The 15,517-nt window shown below is 39.1% G+C and carries 15 protein-coding genes; 1 reads left to right on the top strand and 14 read right to left on the bottom strand.

Features of this window, described 5'->3' with window-relative positions:
• Nucleotides 1-8: 8 nt before the first annotated feature.
• Genes HMPREF0556_RS11210 through neuB form a run of 3 tightly spaced genes read right to left on the bottom strand, consistent with a single transcriptional unit; the run spans nucleotide 9 to nucleotide 2,812 of the window.
• Nucleotides 9-635 (bottom strand): acetyltransferase, encoded by a 627-nt coding sequence (locus HMPREF0556_RS11210; protein ID WP_003758683.1) that lies wholly within the window; start codon nucleotides 633-635, stop codon nucleotides 9-11.
• Nucleotides 636-1,787 (bottom strand): UDP-N-acetylglucosamine 2-epimerase, encoded by a 1,152-nt coding sequence (gene neuC, locus HMPREF0556_RS11205; protein ID WP_003758682.1) that lies wholly within the window; start codon nucleotides 1,785-1,787, stop codon nucleotides 636-638.
• On the bottom strand, nucleotides 1,784-2,812 hold the full coding sequence (gene neuB, locus HMPREF0556_RS11200; RefSeq protein WP_003758680.1) for an N-acetylneuraminate synthase: 1,029 nt from the start codon (nucleotides 2,810-2,812) through the stop codon (nucleotides 1,784-1,786). The genes neuC and neuB overlap by 4 nt, the downstream gene beginning before the upstream one ends.
• A gap of 452 nt (nucleotides 2,813-3,264) precedes the next feature.
• Between neuB and HMPREF0556_RS11195 the strand changes: the two genes are divergently transcribed.
• On the top strand, nucleotides 3,265-5,379 hold the full coding sequence (locus HMPREF0556_RS11195; protein WP_003758678.1) for a CDP-glycerol glycerophosphotransferase family protein: 2,115 nt from the start codon (nucleotides 3,265-3,267) through the stop codon (nucleotides 5,377-5,379).
• A 42-nt stretch (nucleotides 5,380-5,421) separates the two neighbouring features.
• Here HMPREF0556_RS11195 and HMPREF0556_RS13065 read toward each other — a convergent pair whose 3' ends face one another.
• From HMPREF0556_RS13065 to ftsY, 11 genes are all read right to left on the bottom strand, one after another.
• Complete coding sequence (locus HMPREF0556_RS13065; protein WP_003758676.1) at nucleotides 5,422-8,799, bottom strand: CDP-glycerol glycerophosphotransferase family protein; 3,378 nt, start codon at nucleotides 8,797-8,799, stop codon at nucleotides 5,422-5,424.
• Between the two features lie 249 nt (nucleotides 8,800-9,048).
• Entirely contained in the window at nucleotides 9,049-9,393 is a 345-nt protein-coding gene (gene rplS / locus HMPREF0556_RS11185; RefSeq protein WP_003758674.1) for a 50S ribosomal protein L19, read from the bottom strand.
• A 127-nt stretch (nucleotides 9,394-9,520) separates the two neighbouring features.
• Nucleotides 9,521-10,258: a tRNA (guanosine(37)-N1)-methyltransferase TrmD gene (gene trmD / locus HMPREF0556_RS11180; protein ID WP_003758672.1), complete on the bottom strand. Its 738-nt coding sequence runs from the start codon at nucleotides 10,256-10,258 to the stop codon at nucleotides 9,521-9,523.
• A gap of 2 nt (nucleotides 10,259-10,260) precedes the next feature.
• Entirely contained in the window at nucleotides 10,261-10,776 is a 516-nt protein-coding gene (gene rimM, locus HMPREF0556_RS11175; RefSeq protein WP_003758670.1) for a ribosome maturation factor RimM, read from the bottom strand.
• A 9-nt stretch (nucleotides 10,777-10,785) separates the two neighbouring features.
• Nucleotides 10,786-11,175, bottom strand: a complete 390-nt coding sequence (locus HMPREF0556_RS11170; RefSeq protein WP_003758667.1) for a YlqD family protein — start codon at nucleotides 11,173-11,175, stop codon at nucleotides 10,786-10,788.
• 91 nt (nucleotides 11,176-11,266) lie between these two features.
• Complete coding sequence (locus HMPREF0556_RS11165; RefSeq protein ID WP_003758664.1) at nucleotides 11,267-11,998, bottom strand: gamma-glutamyl-gamma-aminobutyrate hydrolase family protein; 732 nt, start codon at nucleotides 11,996-11,998, stop codon at nucleotides 11,267-11,269.
• Nucleotides 11,999-12,088: 90 nt separating this feature from the next.
• Entirely contained in the window at nucleotides 12,089-12,319 is a 231-nt protein-coding gene (locus HMPREF0556_RS11160; protein ID WP_003758662.1) for a KH domain-containing protein, read from the bottom strand.
• A 14-nt stretch (nucleotides 12,320-12,333) separates the two neighbouring features.
• Nucleotides 12,334-12,606, bottom strand: a complete 273-nt coding sequence (rpsP, locus tag HMPREF0556_RS11155) for a 30S ribosomal protein S16 (RefSeq protein WP_003758659.1) — start codon at nucleotides 12,604-12,606, stop codon at nucleotides 12,334-12,336.
• Between the two features lie 96 nt (nucleotides 12,607-12,702).
• Entirely contained in the window at nucleotides 12,703-14,064 is a 1,362-nt protein-coding gene (ffh, locus tag HMPREF0556_RS11150; protein ID WP_003758657.1) for a signal recognition particle protein, read from the bottom strand.
• 12 nt (nucleotides 14,065-14,076) lie between these two features.
• Nucleotides 14,077-14,409: a putative DNA-binding protein gene (locus HMPREF0556_RS11145; RefSeq protein ID WP_003758656.1), complete on the bottom strand. Its 333-nt coding sequence runs from the start codon at nucleotides 14,407-14,409 to the stop codon at nucleotides 14,077-14,079.
• Between the two features lie 108 nt (nucleotides 14,410-14,517).
• Nucleotides 14,518-15,501 carry a signal recognition particle-docking protein FtsY gene (gene ftsY, locus HMPREF0556_RS11140; protein WP_003758654.1) on the bottom strand — a complete coding sequence of 328 codons (984 nt, stop codon included), beginning with the start codon at nucleotides 15,499-15,501 and terminating at the stop codon, nucleotides 14,518-14,520.
• Nucleotides 15,502-15,517: the final 16 nt, after the last annotated feature.

The raw sequence follows: 15,517 nt of genomic DNA, 5'->3' as shown, positions 1-15,517 counted from the left end.
CTCAAATGCTATTTCACTTTTCTCGCTGGTGTTCCGACATAAGTGCCTGATTGTTCAATTGGCTTTACAACAACCGCTCCTGCACCGATGATCGACCAAGAAGCGACCTTCATCAATTGGATCACGACACTGCCGCTGCCGATATAGGAACCTGTTTCGATAACGGAGAATCCATTGATCGTTGCATTTGGCGAAATATTGCAATGACTCGCTACCGTTGTATGATGTTCCACCACTGCGCCTGTGTTAACGATGGTATTATCATGAATTTTCACTTTAGAACCGATAAATGCGCTGTATCCAATGAAGATACCTTTGCCAGCTACACTATCTTCTGTAAATAAGTGCGCACTTTTACTAATGATATTGATGAATTTGTCATAGTATTTTGACTTTAATGTATGAAAAACTTCTTGGCGCTTGCGATTATCACCAATTGTAATAAAAATCGCATCAATTTCTCCTGTTTCAAGGAAAGCGGCTGCTTCTGCAATTTTCCCTAGGATCGGATAACCGTTTCGTTCTGTCCAATCTTTATCATCAAAATAACCTACAAATTCATACTTTGTCAGATCTACTACCGGTAATACTGCATCAGAATGGCTACCTGCACCAATAAAAGCTAACTTTTCCATCTAAATCACCTGTTCCTTCCTATCATAAAATGGTTTTTGTTTGGCGATGCCTTGTTCTAGCTTCTCTGTGATGATTTGATATGCCAGATAGCTGGAACTTGGTTTTTCATAAGGATTATCAAATACAGTGACTGCTGCTAGCTTTTTGATACCTGCTAGAATTGCTGGGGCAGTGGACTCGCAGTGGATGACGCTTGGACCGCTTGTTCGTGCTTTCTGCCGATCTCCGATATTAAGCGATGGCCTTTGCAGCGACGGTACCTCGATCAAGCCGGAGGAAGAGTTACCGATCAAACCTTCTGAGTAACGAACGAGGGAATGATAGCTTTGCGTTTCTAATGAAGGGAAATAATAATGCCTGTCTCCTTCTGCGATAAATGCCAGGCATGCTTCGCGGATATAATCAGAACCGGTATCCGAATTGGAACCGATGAAGATACACTGCTTGTCCGTGCTTTGCAATGCTTCTAAAAGTGCTGTGATCTGTGCTTTTGCACTAGCTTTGCTATCTAGTGTGACCGGATGGAAAAGGATCACGTAGTAAGCATCTTCTAAGCGGCAATCCAGTTTGTTTTCTAGAGAGGCTTTGGTTAAAAGCAAGGTTTGCTTGCTGTTTTCGACACCTAGCGAACCGATATTATAGACCATTTGCGGAAGTTCGCCCATTTGAATGATGCGGTCTCTATGGTCATCGGTGGACGCTAAATGTAGGTGGCTCATTTTTGTGATGGCATGACGGATAAACTCATCATAGTTACCAAGTGTCAATTCCCCGCCATGTAGGTGACAGATCGGGACTTGATAGATCACAGCCACATTAGCAGCTGCCAACATTTCATATCGATCGCCTAAGATAATAAGCAGATCATAATGGTTGGCCGTAAACACTTCGCCTAGCCCCGCGGTCAGCTTTGCTAAGCCGCTTGTAATCGTCTGATTCGTGGTGTCCCGCAGCCCCATTGGAATCTCTTTAACGATCGGGATCTCATCTTTTTTGATTGTCAAAATCGTTTTCCCATACTTTTCTTCTAAATGCGTACCCGTCACGACCAGTTCAAGGCGAATCTCAGGATCTTCATGAAGCAATGTGATCAAGTTACGGAGGATACCGTATTCCGCTCTGGAGCCAGTTACTACACAAATTCGTTTCACTGGACATTCACCTGCACTTCCGGAGCAGCTTCTAATTCGATCAGATCATCTTCTGCAAAATCACGAGTACTTTCTTTGCCAAGGATCTCATACCATTTCATTGGGGAAATACCATTACCCGGACGTTTGACCGTCAAATTATCGGCTGTGAATATTTCTCCTTTGCGAATGGATCGCTTTGCAACAATCGACTTGCGGGCTGCTTCTCGATTTGCTAGTTCCGCAGCGACCGGTTTTTTGTCGCCAGTTCCGAGTGCCAATTCGATATGGCGAATCCCTTCTACTAAACGTTTTAAGATATCCGGCGTTGCACTCGCCCGGTGGTCTGGTCCCGGCAAATCATTATCGAGTGTAAAATGCTTTTCAATTACTTGAGCCCCCATGGCAACAGCGGCGATCGGTACTTCATAGCCAAGGGAATGATCGGAATAACCGATTTCCAGGTCTGGAAAAAGGGTTTGAAATGTCCGCAAGACCTGTAGATTCACATCTGGAAAAGCCGTTGGATATTCCGTTGTACAATGCAGGAGCGCAATATCTGATGTTCCATTTTCCTGCAAGACTTGAATCGCCGTGTGGATCTCCTCCAGATCCGCCATCCCGGTAGAAAGGATTACTTTTTTCTGTAGACCGCCGATTTTTTCTAAAAATGGTAAATTTGTAAGATCCCCGGAGGAAATCTTATAGATCGGCATATCGGTCTGAATCAGAAAATCAAGCGACTCATCATCGAAAGGTGTAGAGAAGACGGCTAATCCCTTTCCTTCCGCATAATTTTTTAATCCTAAATAGTCGTCATGGGACAACTCTAGTTTTCGTGTCATTTGGAGTTGTGATTCTTGCTCGCCTGTAGTTTCTTTTTGATAATTGGCTTTCGGCGCATGTTTCGAAATTAATTTATCCGCTTTAAAAGTTTGAAATTTAACAGCATCAACCCCGCATTTAGCAGCCTCATCAATCATTTGCTTCGCTAAATTTACATCACCATTATGGTTACATCCGATCTCTGCAATAATATACGTCATGAGGACACTTCCTTTTCTCTCTTTGATAAGGTGATTATAGCACTCAGAAATGCTGAATTGGGTGGATTTACAAAGACTTAACGGGGATTTACGAAGGGTTAACGGGAAATTAATGTGGCGGGGGGTTGCTGTTTCAAAGGGATTTGGGTAAAAGCAAAAGTTGCTTCGAAACGGGGCAAAAATCCAGTTGCTTTACTGCTGCATACTTTGTTTTTCAAAAAAACTTTACAATTTCTTAATATTCCCTGATAATAAGTATATATATTATCGGATTCATCATTTTAGAGATAAAAGGCATTCTTGATTTTTAACAGGATACTTAAATGACAGAGGCGAGTTGTATTAGTATGCCTCTGTTTATATTTTCGTGTGGGGATGTTAAAGGAGAAGGGCCTGTATATGATGAAGCCATTAGCTAAATTTGGGTTTACAAAGCGAAGGGAGACGCTGAAATGAACAAAATAAATTTAGTGAGCCATGATATCGTGATTCATGATATTGTAGCTCACTCAAATAGGATTCAATTCCACTTTGATCCAACTGTGTTACAAGATGAGCCCCTTTCTTTTGTCTTAATTAAAAGAAAAGAAGCTTTTGAAGTTCCAATACCGCATCTACTTAGAAGCGACACCTCAGAAACCACCACTGTCCAATTAGAATTACCCCCCTCTGCTTTTTACACCACTGGACGATTTGATATTTTCCTCAAGACTACCCATACACTTCATCGATTAACTACCTCATTGAGTAACTTTCCAGAAATACATGACCGTTATTTTGACTATTTCAAGTGCACATCGGACTGGTATGCAGTCCCTTATGTGGCAAAAAACAGTGCTGTAAGCATTTTTGTAGAAGAAAAACGTAAAGTCATTAGTGATCCTTTTGATGATGCGATTTTTTTACATCAGATCCATAAAAAAAATAATGAACTTCTTTTGACATTTCGAAATGAGTCGGCTTTGCCTATTCAGCAAATTTTGATCAAATACCGCAAAGCGGATACTACTTATACGATTCCAATCAAAAAACAGTCCGAAAAATATTTTTCTATCGCTTTTTCACCTTCAAAAATGGATTGGGAACAATTTTATTGGGACTTTTATGCAAGTTTCGATGTAGATGACGAAAAGATTTTATTGCGTGTGAAAAATACCCGGCTACGTAATAAATTGAAGCTACAATACTTTTCCTCTCATTATGATTTTGAATTATTCAATGGTTTCCATGTGATTCCATATATCACGATCAACGAACAGTTTAGTTTGAATTTCCGCAAAAAATCAGAATATGAGACGCGTGCTTATAAAGCGAAAGAAATAACGGCTTACGTGTTATATTGTTTATTTGGCTGGTTATTTGCTTTTTCGAAGATTTGGCTGGTTCATGAAAAATTTTCGGAGACGGCGCAGGATAATGCGTTTGCGTTTTTTAAGTACTTATACACAAATGCTTCCGAAAAAAGAGCGTATTTCGTCATCAAGGCTAATTCCCCAGACGCCCTCCTAACTGCCCCTTATAAAAAGCGGGTTGTCCACTTTATGAGCATCAAACATTTATTCTTATTACTCGTATCAAAACGAATTATTTCTTCCGAATCAAAAGGACATGGTTATGCATGGCGAGTATCGCAAGGTTTTATTCGTCCGATACTTGATCAAAAGCCTTTTATTTTCTTACAACATGGCGTATTGGGCCTAAAACAAATCGATAATGTTTTTAGAGCACATGGGATGAATCATGCTGATCTATTTGTTGCTTCTTCGATTTTTGAAAAAGAAATTATCAAAAAATATCTAGGCTATGCCGACAAAAATATCATGGTCACTGGTTTGGCGAGATGGGATGAGATATCAGAGCGCCCCCTTACTACGGAAAGAAAAGAAATCTTATGTATGCCTACATGGCGAAATTGGCTGGAAGAGGCTGACGAAGATACGTTTTTAAACTCGGAGTACTTTAAATATTATCAAAATTTAATCACATCTGAACGGTTACAAGCAATTTTGGCTGAAAATCAGGTTACTCTAAATTTTTATCTACATCCTAAATTCCTCAGTCTCTCACATCTATTTATAGATAATGAAAATCCATTTATTCGAATTTTATCTTTTGGCGAGGAAAAAATGAGTCAGTTAATCACAAACTCTAGAGCTTTAATAACTGATTATTCTAGTGTCGCTTGGGAATATCTATATAGTGATAAACCAACTATCTTTTTCCAATTCGATATCAACCAATATTTAGAATCTCAGGGTAGTTATATAGACTTAAAAGAAAATCTCTTTGGCCCTATTGCTTATGATTATGAAGCATTGCTTGATCATGTTAGCAACTTGATTGCCACTGACTTTAAAGTATTTCCATTTCATCAAGAATGGAAAAATAACTATCTCGCTTATACGGATGGAAAGCATTCAAAACGTATACTAGACGCTATAGTCGCATATGAAGGAAAAGAAACTTATAAACAAGCTCTCATAAGCAGGTTAAAGCGGAACACATTTGTACGGACGATTTGGCGAAAAGTAAAAAAAAATCATCTATTAAAAAAGCTAATCCATTGAATAAATCAATGGATTAGCTTTTTTTATATCAGTTTGTCACGCTTATATTAATTTCATGAATTTCAATATTCCAAGCTTTACTCTATTGAGCAAGGGGCGATTGTTATATTTTTTCTTAGCGATTTGCTCATACATCGAACTATTCAATATACCAGTATAGACACGTTGACTATTTTTATCATCAATATAAGCGAAATAATTCGGACGTATTGCTTGATATTCCGCTTTTTCCGAGAAGTCATTATCTATATAAGTCTTTGCAGCTTCGACAAGCGTATCAATATCAATTGCTCTATCACCAAATAAAACATCTTTCATTTCGATATAGCTTCCAGTTAGCTCCATATAAGTATCATAGTCGAACTGATAGAAAATAACAGGCTTAGCCATATAATACATTTCCCAGGCAACACTTGAATAATCTGTAATCAATAAAGCAGAACGCATCAATAGTTCATTGATTTTCACTTCCCCAAATGGAACCAAATTGAAATTATCAGAAGTAACATCGAATGTTCCAATATATTGTTTGAATTTAGGATGTAATAAAAAATTAATTATAACGTTATGCTTTTCAATATGTGCTGCTAGTTCTTTAGAATTCAAAAGTTTCATATAGCCAATATAATAATCAGACTCTAAAAACTCTTCTTCGGATACCTCGTCTAACCAGCTTCGCCAAGTAGGCATAATAAGTATTTCTTTAACTTTATTTTGTGAAGCAACATCTTCAAGAACGTCCCAACGCGGGAACCCAGAAACAATAATGTCTTTCGAATCGTAGCCTAAACCATTTTTTATGATGTTTTTTTCAAATTCAGAAGTAGTAACATACATACTTGCACCACTTGGTGATTCTTTTCTTAATATACTGTCATTTAATTTAAATGCAGTTACTCCGTGTTGTAAAAAAACAAATGTTTTTTTATTTAGTATATCTTTGATCTTACCTTTTTGATATCTCCACAAATAAGCATGACCACGTGTTTCAGAAGCAACTAATAATTCCGCAGCCTGTAAATAAACTAAATGTTTTACGCTCATAAAGGTAAGAACTCGATCTTCCATACCTTTTAAATTAGCAATATCTGGAGAATTTTCTTTGATTATATAGTAGATTTTTTTATTCTTATGATGCTCATAGCAATATTTGAAGAAGTAATATGAATTGTCTTGCGCAGTTTCGGATTCCTTTTCATAGACCAACCAGACTTTTTCAGCATCTAATTGATACTTGAACCTTTCATATAATTTTATTGCCTTTGTTTCGTTTTTCAAAGCCATATTATATACAGATTCGTCCATATTCCGATAAGCTATAAAAAGTACCCCTCGCTCAGTAATATATGGATAAAGCATATTCTCATTTAAAAATAAATAATTCCCACTGATATTATGATTTAAAGCATTGTTAAATTCTTTTTCATGACTCTCAACTCGCGAGTATACCCTTTCTTCTTCTATTTGAGCCACGAGAAAAACATCATAATAAAATTGTTCATACTGATGTTCCATTAAGTTTAATGTTGCTCTAATTAAAATAGAATGCCCCGTATACGTATAATCTACTAAATCCGCCTTGATAATCTGCTCCTTCACTTTAGATCGCAAAGTTAAAATAACGGATTCAGGAGTAATATTTTTTACATTTCCTGGGATAGTGAATTCCAGTTCAAGATCTAATTTGCCTTTCATTACCTGACATTTTTTAAGATTTGTTTTAAATTCATATTTTTCTTCAAAGATAAATTTCTTGTCTCGAATTACTGCGGATAATTCGTTATATTTAGACAAAAAGAGCATAAATAGTTGGTTCTTATTTTTTAGTGTTAGCATATTTGCTGGAGGCTTCATTGTATTTAAATATCGTTTAGCCTTTTCTTCTATTTTATGGTTAGGAATAAATAACTTCCCTCTATATATCATGAAATCATATGTGATCTCACAATAGAAATCATATCTACTTTTTTGGAATACCAAATCATCTATTAGATTATCCATAGAAATTAAAAAGCCGTTTTCCGTTTCAATATATTGTAATTTCACCTCTGTTTTTTCAGTTCTTTCAATTAGATAGAAATCAATCTTTTTATACGATTGTTTATCGGTCAGTTGAAATAATAGCTCTTTATCATTTACTTGATTAATTTTGATTCCTATTGCTCTGTTAAATACAGGAAGATTTCCAGCTATTGCTCCAATATTGAGGAGTTCTTTCTTTTTCTGGGACATAATACTAATCGAATTTAGTTTATAGTTGAATATAATTGAAAAATCTCCAGCAATTTTCCCTATTTCTCTATTTAAATAGGTTTCTTCTTCTGAAAGTGTGAAAGCAACTTTTTTATTTCCAAAGAATATAATAAGTTTCGCCTTCTCATAGGTAGTCAAAAATTCTTCCACTCTATTATCAAATGAAATTACTAAATCGTTCTCTATTTGTTGATATTCCAACATGTGTACTTTATTTTGGGCTGTTAAACCGATCGTTACTTTTTCCGTTATCGGTTCTCTAAATGACATAACAAGTTCAGCAGCCCTAGCTTCACACGTGATTATATTTGCTCTTGTATTATTATTATTTAATTCTTGTATATGCGCCTTTTCTGCAAAAAAAGCGATAGCATCAAAATATACACGACAATTGCTTTCTGTAATCAATAGGTGTCCACCAAAGTCAACATCAATCGTATTTTCAGAAATATATTCTGTACTAGTCTCATTATTGATCCGCAAATCACTTTCGATATAAAAGCTTTCTCCAAATGTAAGGAACTTCAATACATAGCGATCTACCACACGATGTGGATCTAGCTCTACTCGATATTTCACGTATTGCCTATTACCCTCTCCAAGCAGTTCCCAAAATCTAAGTTTGATGTATTTGCCATTTTCTTTCGCCATAAACATAGAATCTTGTAATATATATTTTCGATCCAATACTATTTCTACATAAGTCCCTAAATATTTTTCTATTTTAATATCAACTACATTTTTAATTTTTTCTTTACTTTCCTGCGCCAGTTGAAGCCTGTTACTATATAAGATACTTAAAAATCCATTTTTGGCAATGTAAGGCAAGAAATAATTTCTATTAGCATCTTTGATCCAATCGTTATAAAACCGATATTCTTCTTTTACTGTTTTATAAGGATATATTTGTATCCGCTTATTTTCTTTTATCTCGTTCAGATAAAAATCAAAAATCATTCCTTCAATTAAATTCTTGAAGGCCGCATTCTCAAAATCAATTATTATTCTGCTTTCAACGCTAATATCAGCATGAAAAACGGCCAATACATCTTTTGTTTTCCTATTTACTACTAATAATTTATCCCAATTTCTAAGGTGCTGATCTTTTCCCAAATAAATCCATACCTTATTCTCTCTAACTACATATTGTTCTATCTCTATTCCCACTAAATTACTCCCCTTTTACTTTCTAAATATTCTTACGTTTCATCAAATTCATTTCCCTTTAAAGTTTATTTTTATTTGTCATTTTGTTTTTACTCGCTTATTACTTCTTTTATTATGCTATTTTATAAATTAAGTGTCAACAGGGTTAGGGCTGTTCTTAGTAAGAATTCTTCGTAGAAATTCAATTTCTTGATTTTGCCACAAAAAAACAGCCGGCCAAGGCCGACTGTTTTCTCATAAGTTTGATTCTTAACGAATCTCTTTGATACGAGCAGCTTTACCACGCAAGTTGCGTAGGTAATAAAGTTTCGCACGACGAACTTTACCGCGACGGATCACTTCTAATTTAGCGATACGTGGAGTGTGTACAGGGAATGTACGTTCAACGCCTACGCCATTAGAAATTTTACGAACTGTGAAAGTTTCGCTGATTCCAGCTCCGCGACGTTTGATAACAACGCCTTCGAACAATTGGATACGTTCGCGAGTTCCTTCAACAACTTTCGCGTGAACGCGAACAGTGTCTCCGGGACGGAAGCTAGGGATATCAGATTTCAACTGATCTTTTGTGATTTCTTCGATAAGTTTATTCATGATTTTTTCTCTCCTTTATTCCAATATTCATACATACTTGTTATGCAGCGGAACATTGTAGTTAGACTGGAAAATCCAGTACCTCTAATAGAATACCACTTAACGGAATGACTGTAAAGTTTTTTTCTTACTTTTTATCTAGTTTTATCCAGCTTGCGAGCCATTTTTTCTGTTGGTCGCTAAGTTCTAACTGTTCCAATAGATCTGGTCTTCGCTCCCAGGTCCGGCGCAGTGATTCCATTTGTCGCCACTCTTCTATTTTAGCATGGTTGCCGTTTAAGAGGACTTCGGGTACTTTTAAGCCACGGAAATCGGCTGGTCTGGTGTAATGTGGGTGTTCAAGCAATCCGGTGGAGAAGGAGTCGCTTGCAGCGGATTCGCTGTTGCCAAGTGCTCCTGGGAGAAGGCGTACGATGCTGTCAACCATTGTCATGGCTGCAAGTTCTCCTCCGGTCAAAATATAATCGCCGATCGAGATCTCATCGGTGACGAGTTCTGTGCGGATGCGTTCGTCGTAGCCTTCATAATGGCCGCAGATGAAAATAAGCTGCTTTTCTGTTGCCAGTTCTTCTGCCAGTTTTTGGTTGAAGGGTTTGCCGGCTGGGTCCATAAGGATAACGCGGGGTCTCGTTTCTTCTGCTCTGACGGCTGCTACTGCGTCGAAAATCGGTTGTGCTTTGAGAAGCATTCCTGCCCCTCCGCCATATGGATAGTCATCAACGACGTGATGTTTGCCCTCTGCGTACTGGCGAAAATCAGTGACTGCTATATCGACGATCTCTTTTTCGATTGCTTTTTTTAAAATCGAATTCCCAAATACTCCGGTAAACATTTCTGGAAAAATCGAAAGAATGTCTACTTTCATTCCTATAACAATCCTTCCATAACTTCGATCGTGATTGTTTTTGTAGGGATATCGATCGTTTTTACGACATCCGCGATATAGGGAATCAGGATCTCTTTTTTGGCAGCCGTTTCCACTACCCAGACGTCGTTGGCGCCTGGTGTTAGGATCTCTTTGATTTCGCCAAGCGTTTCGCCTTCAGTAGTGACTACTGTGCAACCAATGATCTCATGAAAATAGTATGCATTTTCTTCGAGTGGCTGCAACTGGCTTTCTGTTACTTTAAGGACGCCTTCTTTTAAATGTTCTACCTGATTGATGCCCGTATAGCCTTCAAATGTCAACAAATCGAATGTTTTATGCTGCCGATGACTTTTGATCGTCAGGGGCTGTGCTGATCCGCCGGTTTTTGGTACGTAGTAAAGTATATTACCTGGTACATAGCGTTCTGCAGCAAAATCTGTGGTGGAGATCACACGTACTTCCCCCATCAATCCATGTGTGTTGACGATTTTTCCTACTTTATACATTTTTTCCATAGTTCACCTCTACCGTATTTCAATAACGATACCGTCTTTGACAATGATCTCGCTGCTTGTTTGGACATTTTTCCACTCGTCGCCAACTTTCACTTCTTGCAGTGCATCCAGTTCACGTTCTCTGATCTCGCTTCCAAGCGGCAGTATCTCCAACTGATTGATCTGAAAGTCTGCTAGTTTTACTTTTTCTCCTCGAAAATTTATTTCGCGGGAAAAGTAAGTAGCGATTTGGTTTTGATTATAGCCGCCGCTTTTATGCTCGGCTTTTTTTTGTTCAAAACGTAGCTGTTCGATTTCATTTTCTAGTTCGGCTCGCTGTTTTTGATAATAATGTAATAATTCTTGCTTGCTTGTTTCTGTCAATATCTGTTTGACTACTACTTTTTGGATAATCTTCACGTTCGCCCTCCTCTTTCGGGTTACATGGATTTCTCTTTTATTTTAGCAGTTCAGATAGCTAATTCCAACTGTTTTCCGTAAGCGGCAAAGATTATTCGTGTTTTTGTGCCGCTTGTAAAAAGATCTGAAACAGTTTTTGCGTCTCAGGATCACGCTGGAACATCATTTCCGGATGCCATTGGACACCGATGAACCAACTTGCTAGTTCGCGGCTTCCCTCCATTGCTTCGATCATCCCATCGGTAGTCCGTGCGGAAACGACTAGCTTGTCAGCGACCGTTTTGATAAATTGATGATGCAGGGAATTTACTACTTTCTTATCGGAGAAAAGCTGATTCAGCTGCGAATCTTTTTCGATATTGATCGTATGTGAGCCGAGTGTTTCATCGACGTGTTGCAGATGCTGTACGAGCGGCTGTTTGACATAGTTGACATCTTGGTACAAAGAACCGCCTAGGGCAACGTTGACAAGCTGTAGACCACGGCAGATCGCGAAAATTGGTTTGCCTGCTTCCAGTGCGGCATGGACGAGCGCCATTTCAAAATGATCACGCTGCGGGGAATAGGCACCGATCTCTGGATTTGGTTCTTCTAAATATAAGTGCGGCGAGATATCTTGGCCGCCTGTCAGTAAGAGACCGTCAATGAGCGAAATAGCTTGGGCTGCTGCTGCTGGTTTATCAATTGGCAAAACGACAGGAAGTCCGCCTGTTCCCTGGATCGCATCGACATAATGCTGCTGCGTGTATGTCACGCGGTGTCCGTAAAATGTATCTACTCCTTTTACCAGCCTATTGCCGGTGATTCCGATTACTGGTTTCATGCCTAGATCCCCTTTGCTTTTTTCTTATCTTATCAAAAAAAGACTGGTATATAAATCAGTCTGTTCTGATTCATACCCAGCCTCTTTTCATTAATCAGTAATTTCGAGATGTAGCTTTTTATTGTATTTAGAACCAGCTGCATAAACAACTGTGCGCATCGCTTTTGCGATTCGTCCTTGTTTACCAATAACACGCCCCATATCTTCTTTGTTTACTGATAATTTATAGGAAGTCGTCTTACCTGTCTCGGAGACAGATATAAGCACATCTTCCGGATGGTCCACAAGGGGTTTCACGATGGCGAGAATCAATTCTTCCATTCGCGTGCTCCTCCTTATTTACCTAATTTTTGGTTGTGGAATTTTTCCATGATACCTTCGTTACTGAATAAGTTACGAACTGTATCAGATGGTTTCGCACCATTATGCATCCATTTCAAAACAGACTCTTCATTGATTTTCACTTCTGCTGGATTTAACAACGGGTTGTATGTTCCAACAGTTTCGATCGAACGGCCATCACGTGGATAGCGAGAGTCAGCTACAACGATACGATAAAAAGGTTTCTTTTTAGAACCCATACGTTTTAAACGAATTTTAACTGCCATGTTTTTATTTACACCTCCATAATGTCTTACACAAGTATATATATTACCAGTAAAGCATTTGTTTGTAAAGTGTTTTTTCTTTACAGAACAATTTTTTTAAAATGGTAATTTAAAGTTGCCAAACGGGTTTTTGCCTTTTTTCATTTTTTTGCCCATCGCGCCGCCAGTCATCTGCTTCATCATTTTTTTCATTTCATTAAATTGTTTGAGCAGACGGTTGACTTCTTGAATCGGTCTGCCGCTTCCACGGGCGATCCGTTTTCTGCGGCCGGCATTAATGATGTCTGGATTGTCTTTTTCCATTTTCGTCATTGATTTGATGATCGCCTCGATGTGACCAAGCTGTTTATCATCGACTTGCATGTTGTCCATGCCTTTCATTTTCCCTGCACCGGGAAGCATTTTCATCAATTCATCGAGCGGGCCCATTTGTTTGACTTGTTGCAACTGTTCCAGAAAATCGTCTAATGTCATGCTGTTATCTTTGAGTTTTTGTTCCATTTCTTTTGCTTTTTCCGTGTCGATGTCTACCTGTGCTTTTTCAATCAAGGAGAGGACATCGCCCATTCCGAGGATACGAGATGCCATCCGATCTGGGTGGAACGTTTCTAATGCTTCCATTTTTTCGCCGGTCGCCACGAGTTTGATTGGTTTTCCAGTTACCGCGCGAATGGATAAAGCTGCCCCACCACGTGTGTCTCCATCGAGTTTGGTCAGGATCACACCGCTGACTTCGAGCTGTTCATTAAAGCTTTCTGCGACGTTTACTGCGTCTTGACCGGTCATCGAATCGACTACTAAGAAGATTTCATCCGGCGAAGCGACTTCTTTTACTTGTTTCAATTCGTCCATCAACGCATCATCGATATGCAGACGACCTGCTGTATCGATGATCACATAATCTAAATGGTCTTCTTTTGCTTTCGCGATCGCTTGTTTTGCGATTTCGACTGGGCTGACTTGATCTCCCAGCGAGAAGACTGGCATGCTGAGCTGTTTACCTAATGTTTCCAATTGCTGGATCGCTGCCGGACGATAAATATCGGCTGCTACTAACAGCGGTTTGCGGTTATATTTTTTCCGTAATAAGTTAGCCAATTTTCCTGTAGTAGTCGTTTTACCGGCACCTTGGAGGCCGACCATCATGAGTACCGTCGGCGGTTTATCTGCTACGGCGATCTTGCTTTCTTCGCCGCCCATCAGGTTGGTCAGTTCCTCTTGGACGATCTTGATAACCTGTTGACCTGGTGTCAGACTCTTCATGACGTCAGAACCAACTGCACGTTCGCTTACGGTCTTGATAAATTGTTTGACGACTTTGAAGTTTACATCGGCTTCGAGTAGTGCCAAACGTACTTCACGCATCATCTCTTTTACATCGGCTTCGGAAACTTTTCCTTTACCGCGGATTTTGTTCATTGTTTCTTGCAGTCTTCCTGCTAAACCTTCAAATGCCATTTCCTTTGCCTCCTATTCGGTCGCTTTAAGCTTTTCGATCCATTCTTCCAGCTGCTTGTCGAGTAATTTATTTTCCTGCAGATAGGTTTCGAGTTCTGTCAGCAGCTTTTCACGTTCTTCATATTTAGCGAGCATCCCGAGTTTCTGCTCATAATTCTCCAAGCTCTCTTCGGTCCTCTTTATATTATCATAAACTGCTTGCCGGCTCACTTCATATTCATCAGCGATCTCTCCTAAAGAAAAATCCTCCAAATAATACAGCGACACATAGTTTTTTTGTTTTTCTGTCAGCAGTCCTTGGTAGAAATCAAATAATAGATTCATTCGATTGGTCTTTTCAAACAAGGCGTGTCACCTCTCTTCTTCTAAAGGATACGGTTAAATGGCAGTACTGTCAAGCATATTCCGGACGGAGAAAAACAGCTAGCAAAACTTACTTGCTAGCTGAAAAAATTATTTCTCGTCGATCAGATCAGCAAACAATCCGTACACGTAATCTTCCGCGTCAAATGGTTGCAGATCGTCGATTTTTTCGCCTAGACCGATATATTTTACCGGGATTTGCAGGCCGTTTCGGATCGCGATCACGATCCCGCCCTTTGCTGTGCCGTCGAGTTTCGTGAGTACGATACCGCTGACATCGGTTGCTTCTTTGAATTGTTTTGCTTGGACGAAGGCGTTTTGACCTGTGGTCGCATCGAGAACAAGTAGCACTTCATGCGGCGCGTCTGGTACTTCGCGTCCAATAACTCGTTTTACTTTTTCAAGTTCGTTCATCAGATTTACTTTATTTTGTAGACGACCGGCTGTATCGCAGAGCAAGACATCTACGCCTCGGGCTTTGGCTGCTTGCAGTGCATCATACATTACAGCTGCAGGATCGCTTCCGGCTGTTTGTTTGATGACTTCAACGTTCGCACGTTCTCCCCAAACTTCCAGCTGTTCGATCGCCCCTGCTCGGAAAGTATCTCCTGCTGCCAGCATGACTTTTTTGCCTTGACTTTGCAGCATGTGCGCCATTTTGCCGATCGTTGTTGTTTTACCGACACCGTTGACGCCGACGAATAAAATAATATTCAAGCGACCGTCCTTTATATCTAGCGCTGGCTTTGCTTCTTCTTCACCTTCGTAGATCGCAACTAGTTTCTCGACGATGACTTCTTGTACTTCTTTCGGATCACTGATATTGCGTAGTTTTACTTCTTCGCGCAGCTGATCCACGAGTTCCATTACCGTATCAAAGCCAACATCAGCCCCAATCAGTACTTCTTCGAGTTCTTCAAAAAATTCCTCGTCTACTTTACGATAGCGTGCCATCATTTGATTCAATTTTCCTGAGAAATTTTGACGTGTTTTGCTTAGCCCATCTTTAAATTTCCCTGTCACGGAGTCAGTTTGTCCCGTGATTTTTTCTTTGATTTTCTTGAAAAAGGTCATGTTATTCTCTCCCCTG

The sequence above is a fragment of the Listeria grayi DSM 20601 genome (genome assembly GCF_000148995.1).
Classification (GTDB): domain Bacteria; phylum Bacillota; class Bacilli; order Lactobacillales; family Listeriaceae; genus Listeria; species Listeria grayi.
The sequence above is the reverse complement of the archived record's forward strand: the minus strand, read 5'-3'. Positions and strand labels throughout refer to the sequence as shown.

Bases quoted from the DNA above. Each gene is read 5' to 3' on its own strand.
- ftsY (WP_003758654.1), bottom strand. From the start codon at position 15,501: ATGACCTTTTTCAAGAAAATCAAAGAAAAAATCACGGGACAAACTGAC.
- rimM (WP_003758670.1), bottom strand. From the start codon at position 10,776: ATGGAAAAAATGTATAAAGTAGGAAAAATCGTCAACACACATGGATTG.
- HMPREF0556_RS11195 (WP_003758678.1), top strand. From the start codon at position 3,265: ATGAACAAAATAAATTTAGTGAGCCATGATATCGTGATTCATGATATT.
- HMPREF0556_RS11160 (WP_003758662.1), bottom strand. From the start codon at position 12,319: ATGGAAGAATTGATTCTCGCCATCGTGAAACCCCTTGTGGACCATCCG.
- trmD (WP_003758672.1), bottom strand. From the start codon at position 10,258: ATGAAAGTAGACATTCTTTCGATTTTTCCAGAAATGTTTACCGGAGTA.
- HMPREF0556_RS11210 (WP_003758683.1), bottom strand. From the start codon at position 635: ATGGAAAAGTTAGCTTTTATTGGTGCAGGTAGCCATTCTGATGCAGTA.
- neuB (WP_003758680.1), bottom strand. From the start codon at position 2,812: ATGACGTATATTATTGCAGAGATCGGATGTAACCATAATGGTGATGTA.
- ffh (WP_003758657.1), bottom strand. From the start codon at position 14,064: ATGGCATTTGAAGGTTTAGCAGGAAGACTGCAAGAAACAATGAACAAA.
- HMPREF0556_RS11165 (WP_003758664.1), bottom strand. From the start codon at position 11,998: ATGAAACCAGTAATCGGAATCACCGGCAATAGGCTGGTAAAAGGAGTA.
- rplS (WP_003758674.1), bottom strand. From the start codon at position 9,393: ATGAATAAACTTATCGAAGAAATCACAAAAGATCAGTTGAAATCTGAT.
- rpsP (WP_003758659.1), bottom strand. From the start codon at position 12,606: ATGGCAGTTAAAATTCGTTTAAAACGTATGGGTTCTAAAAAGAAACCT.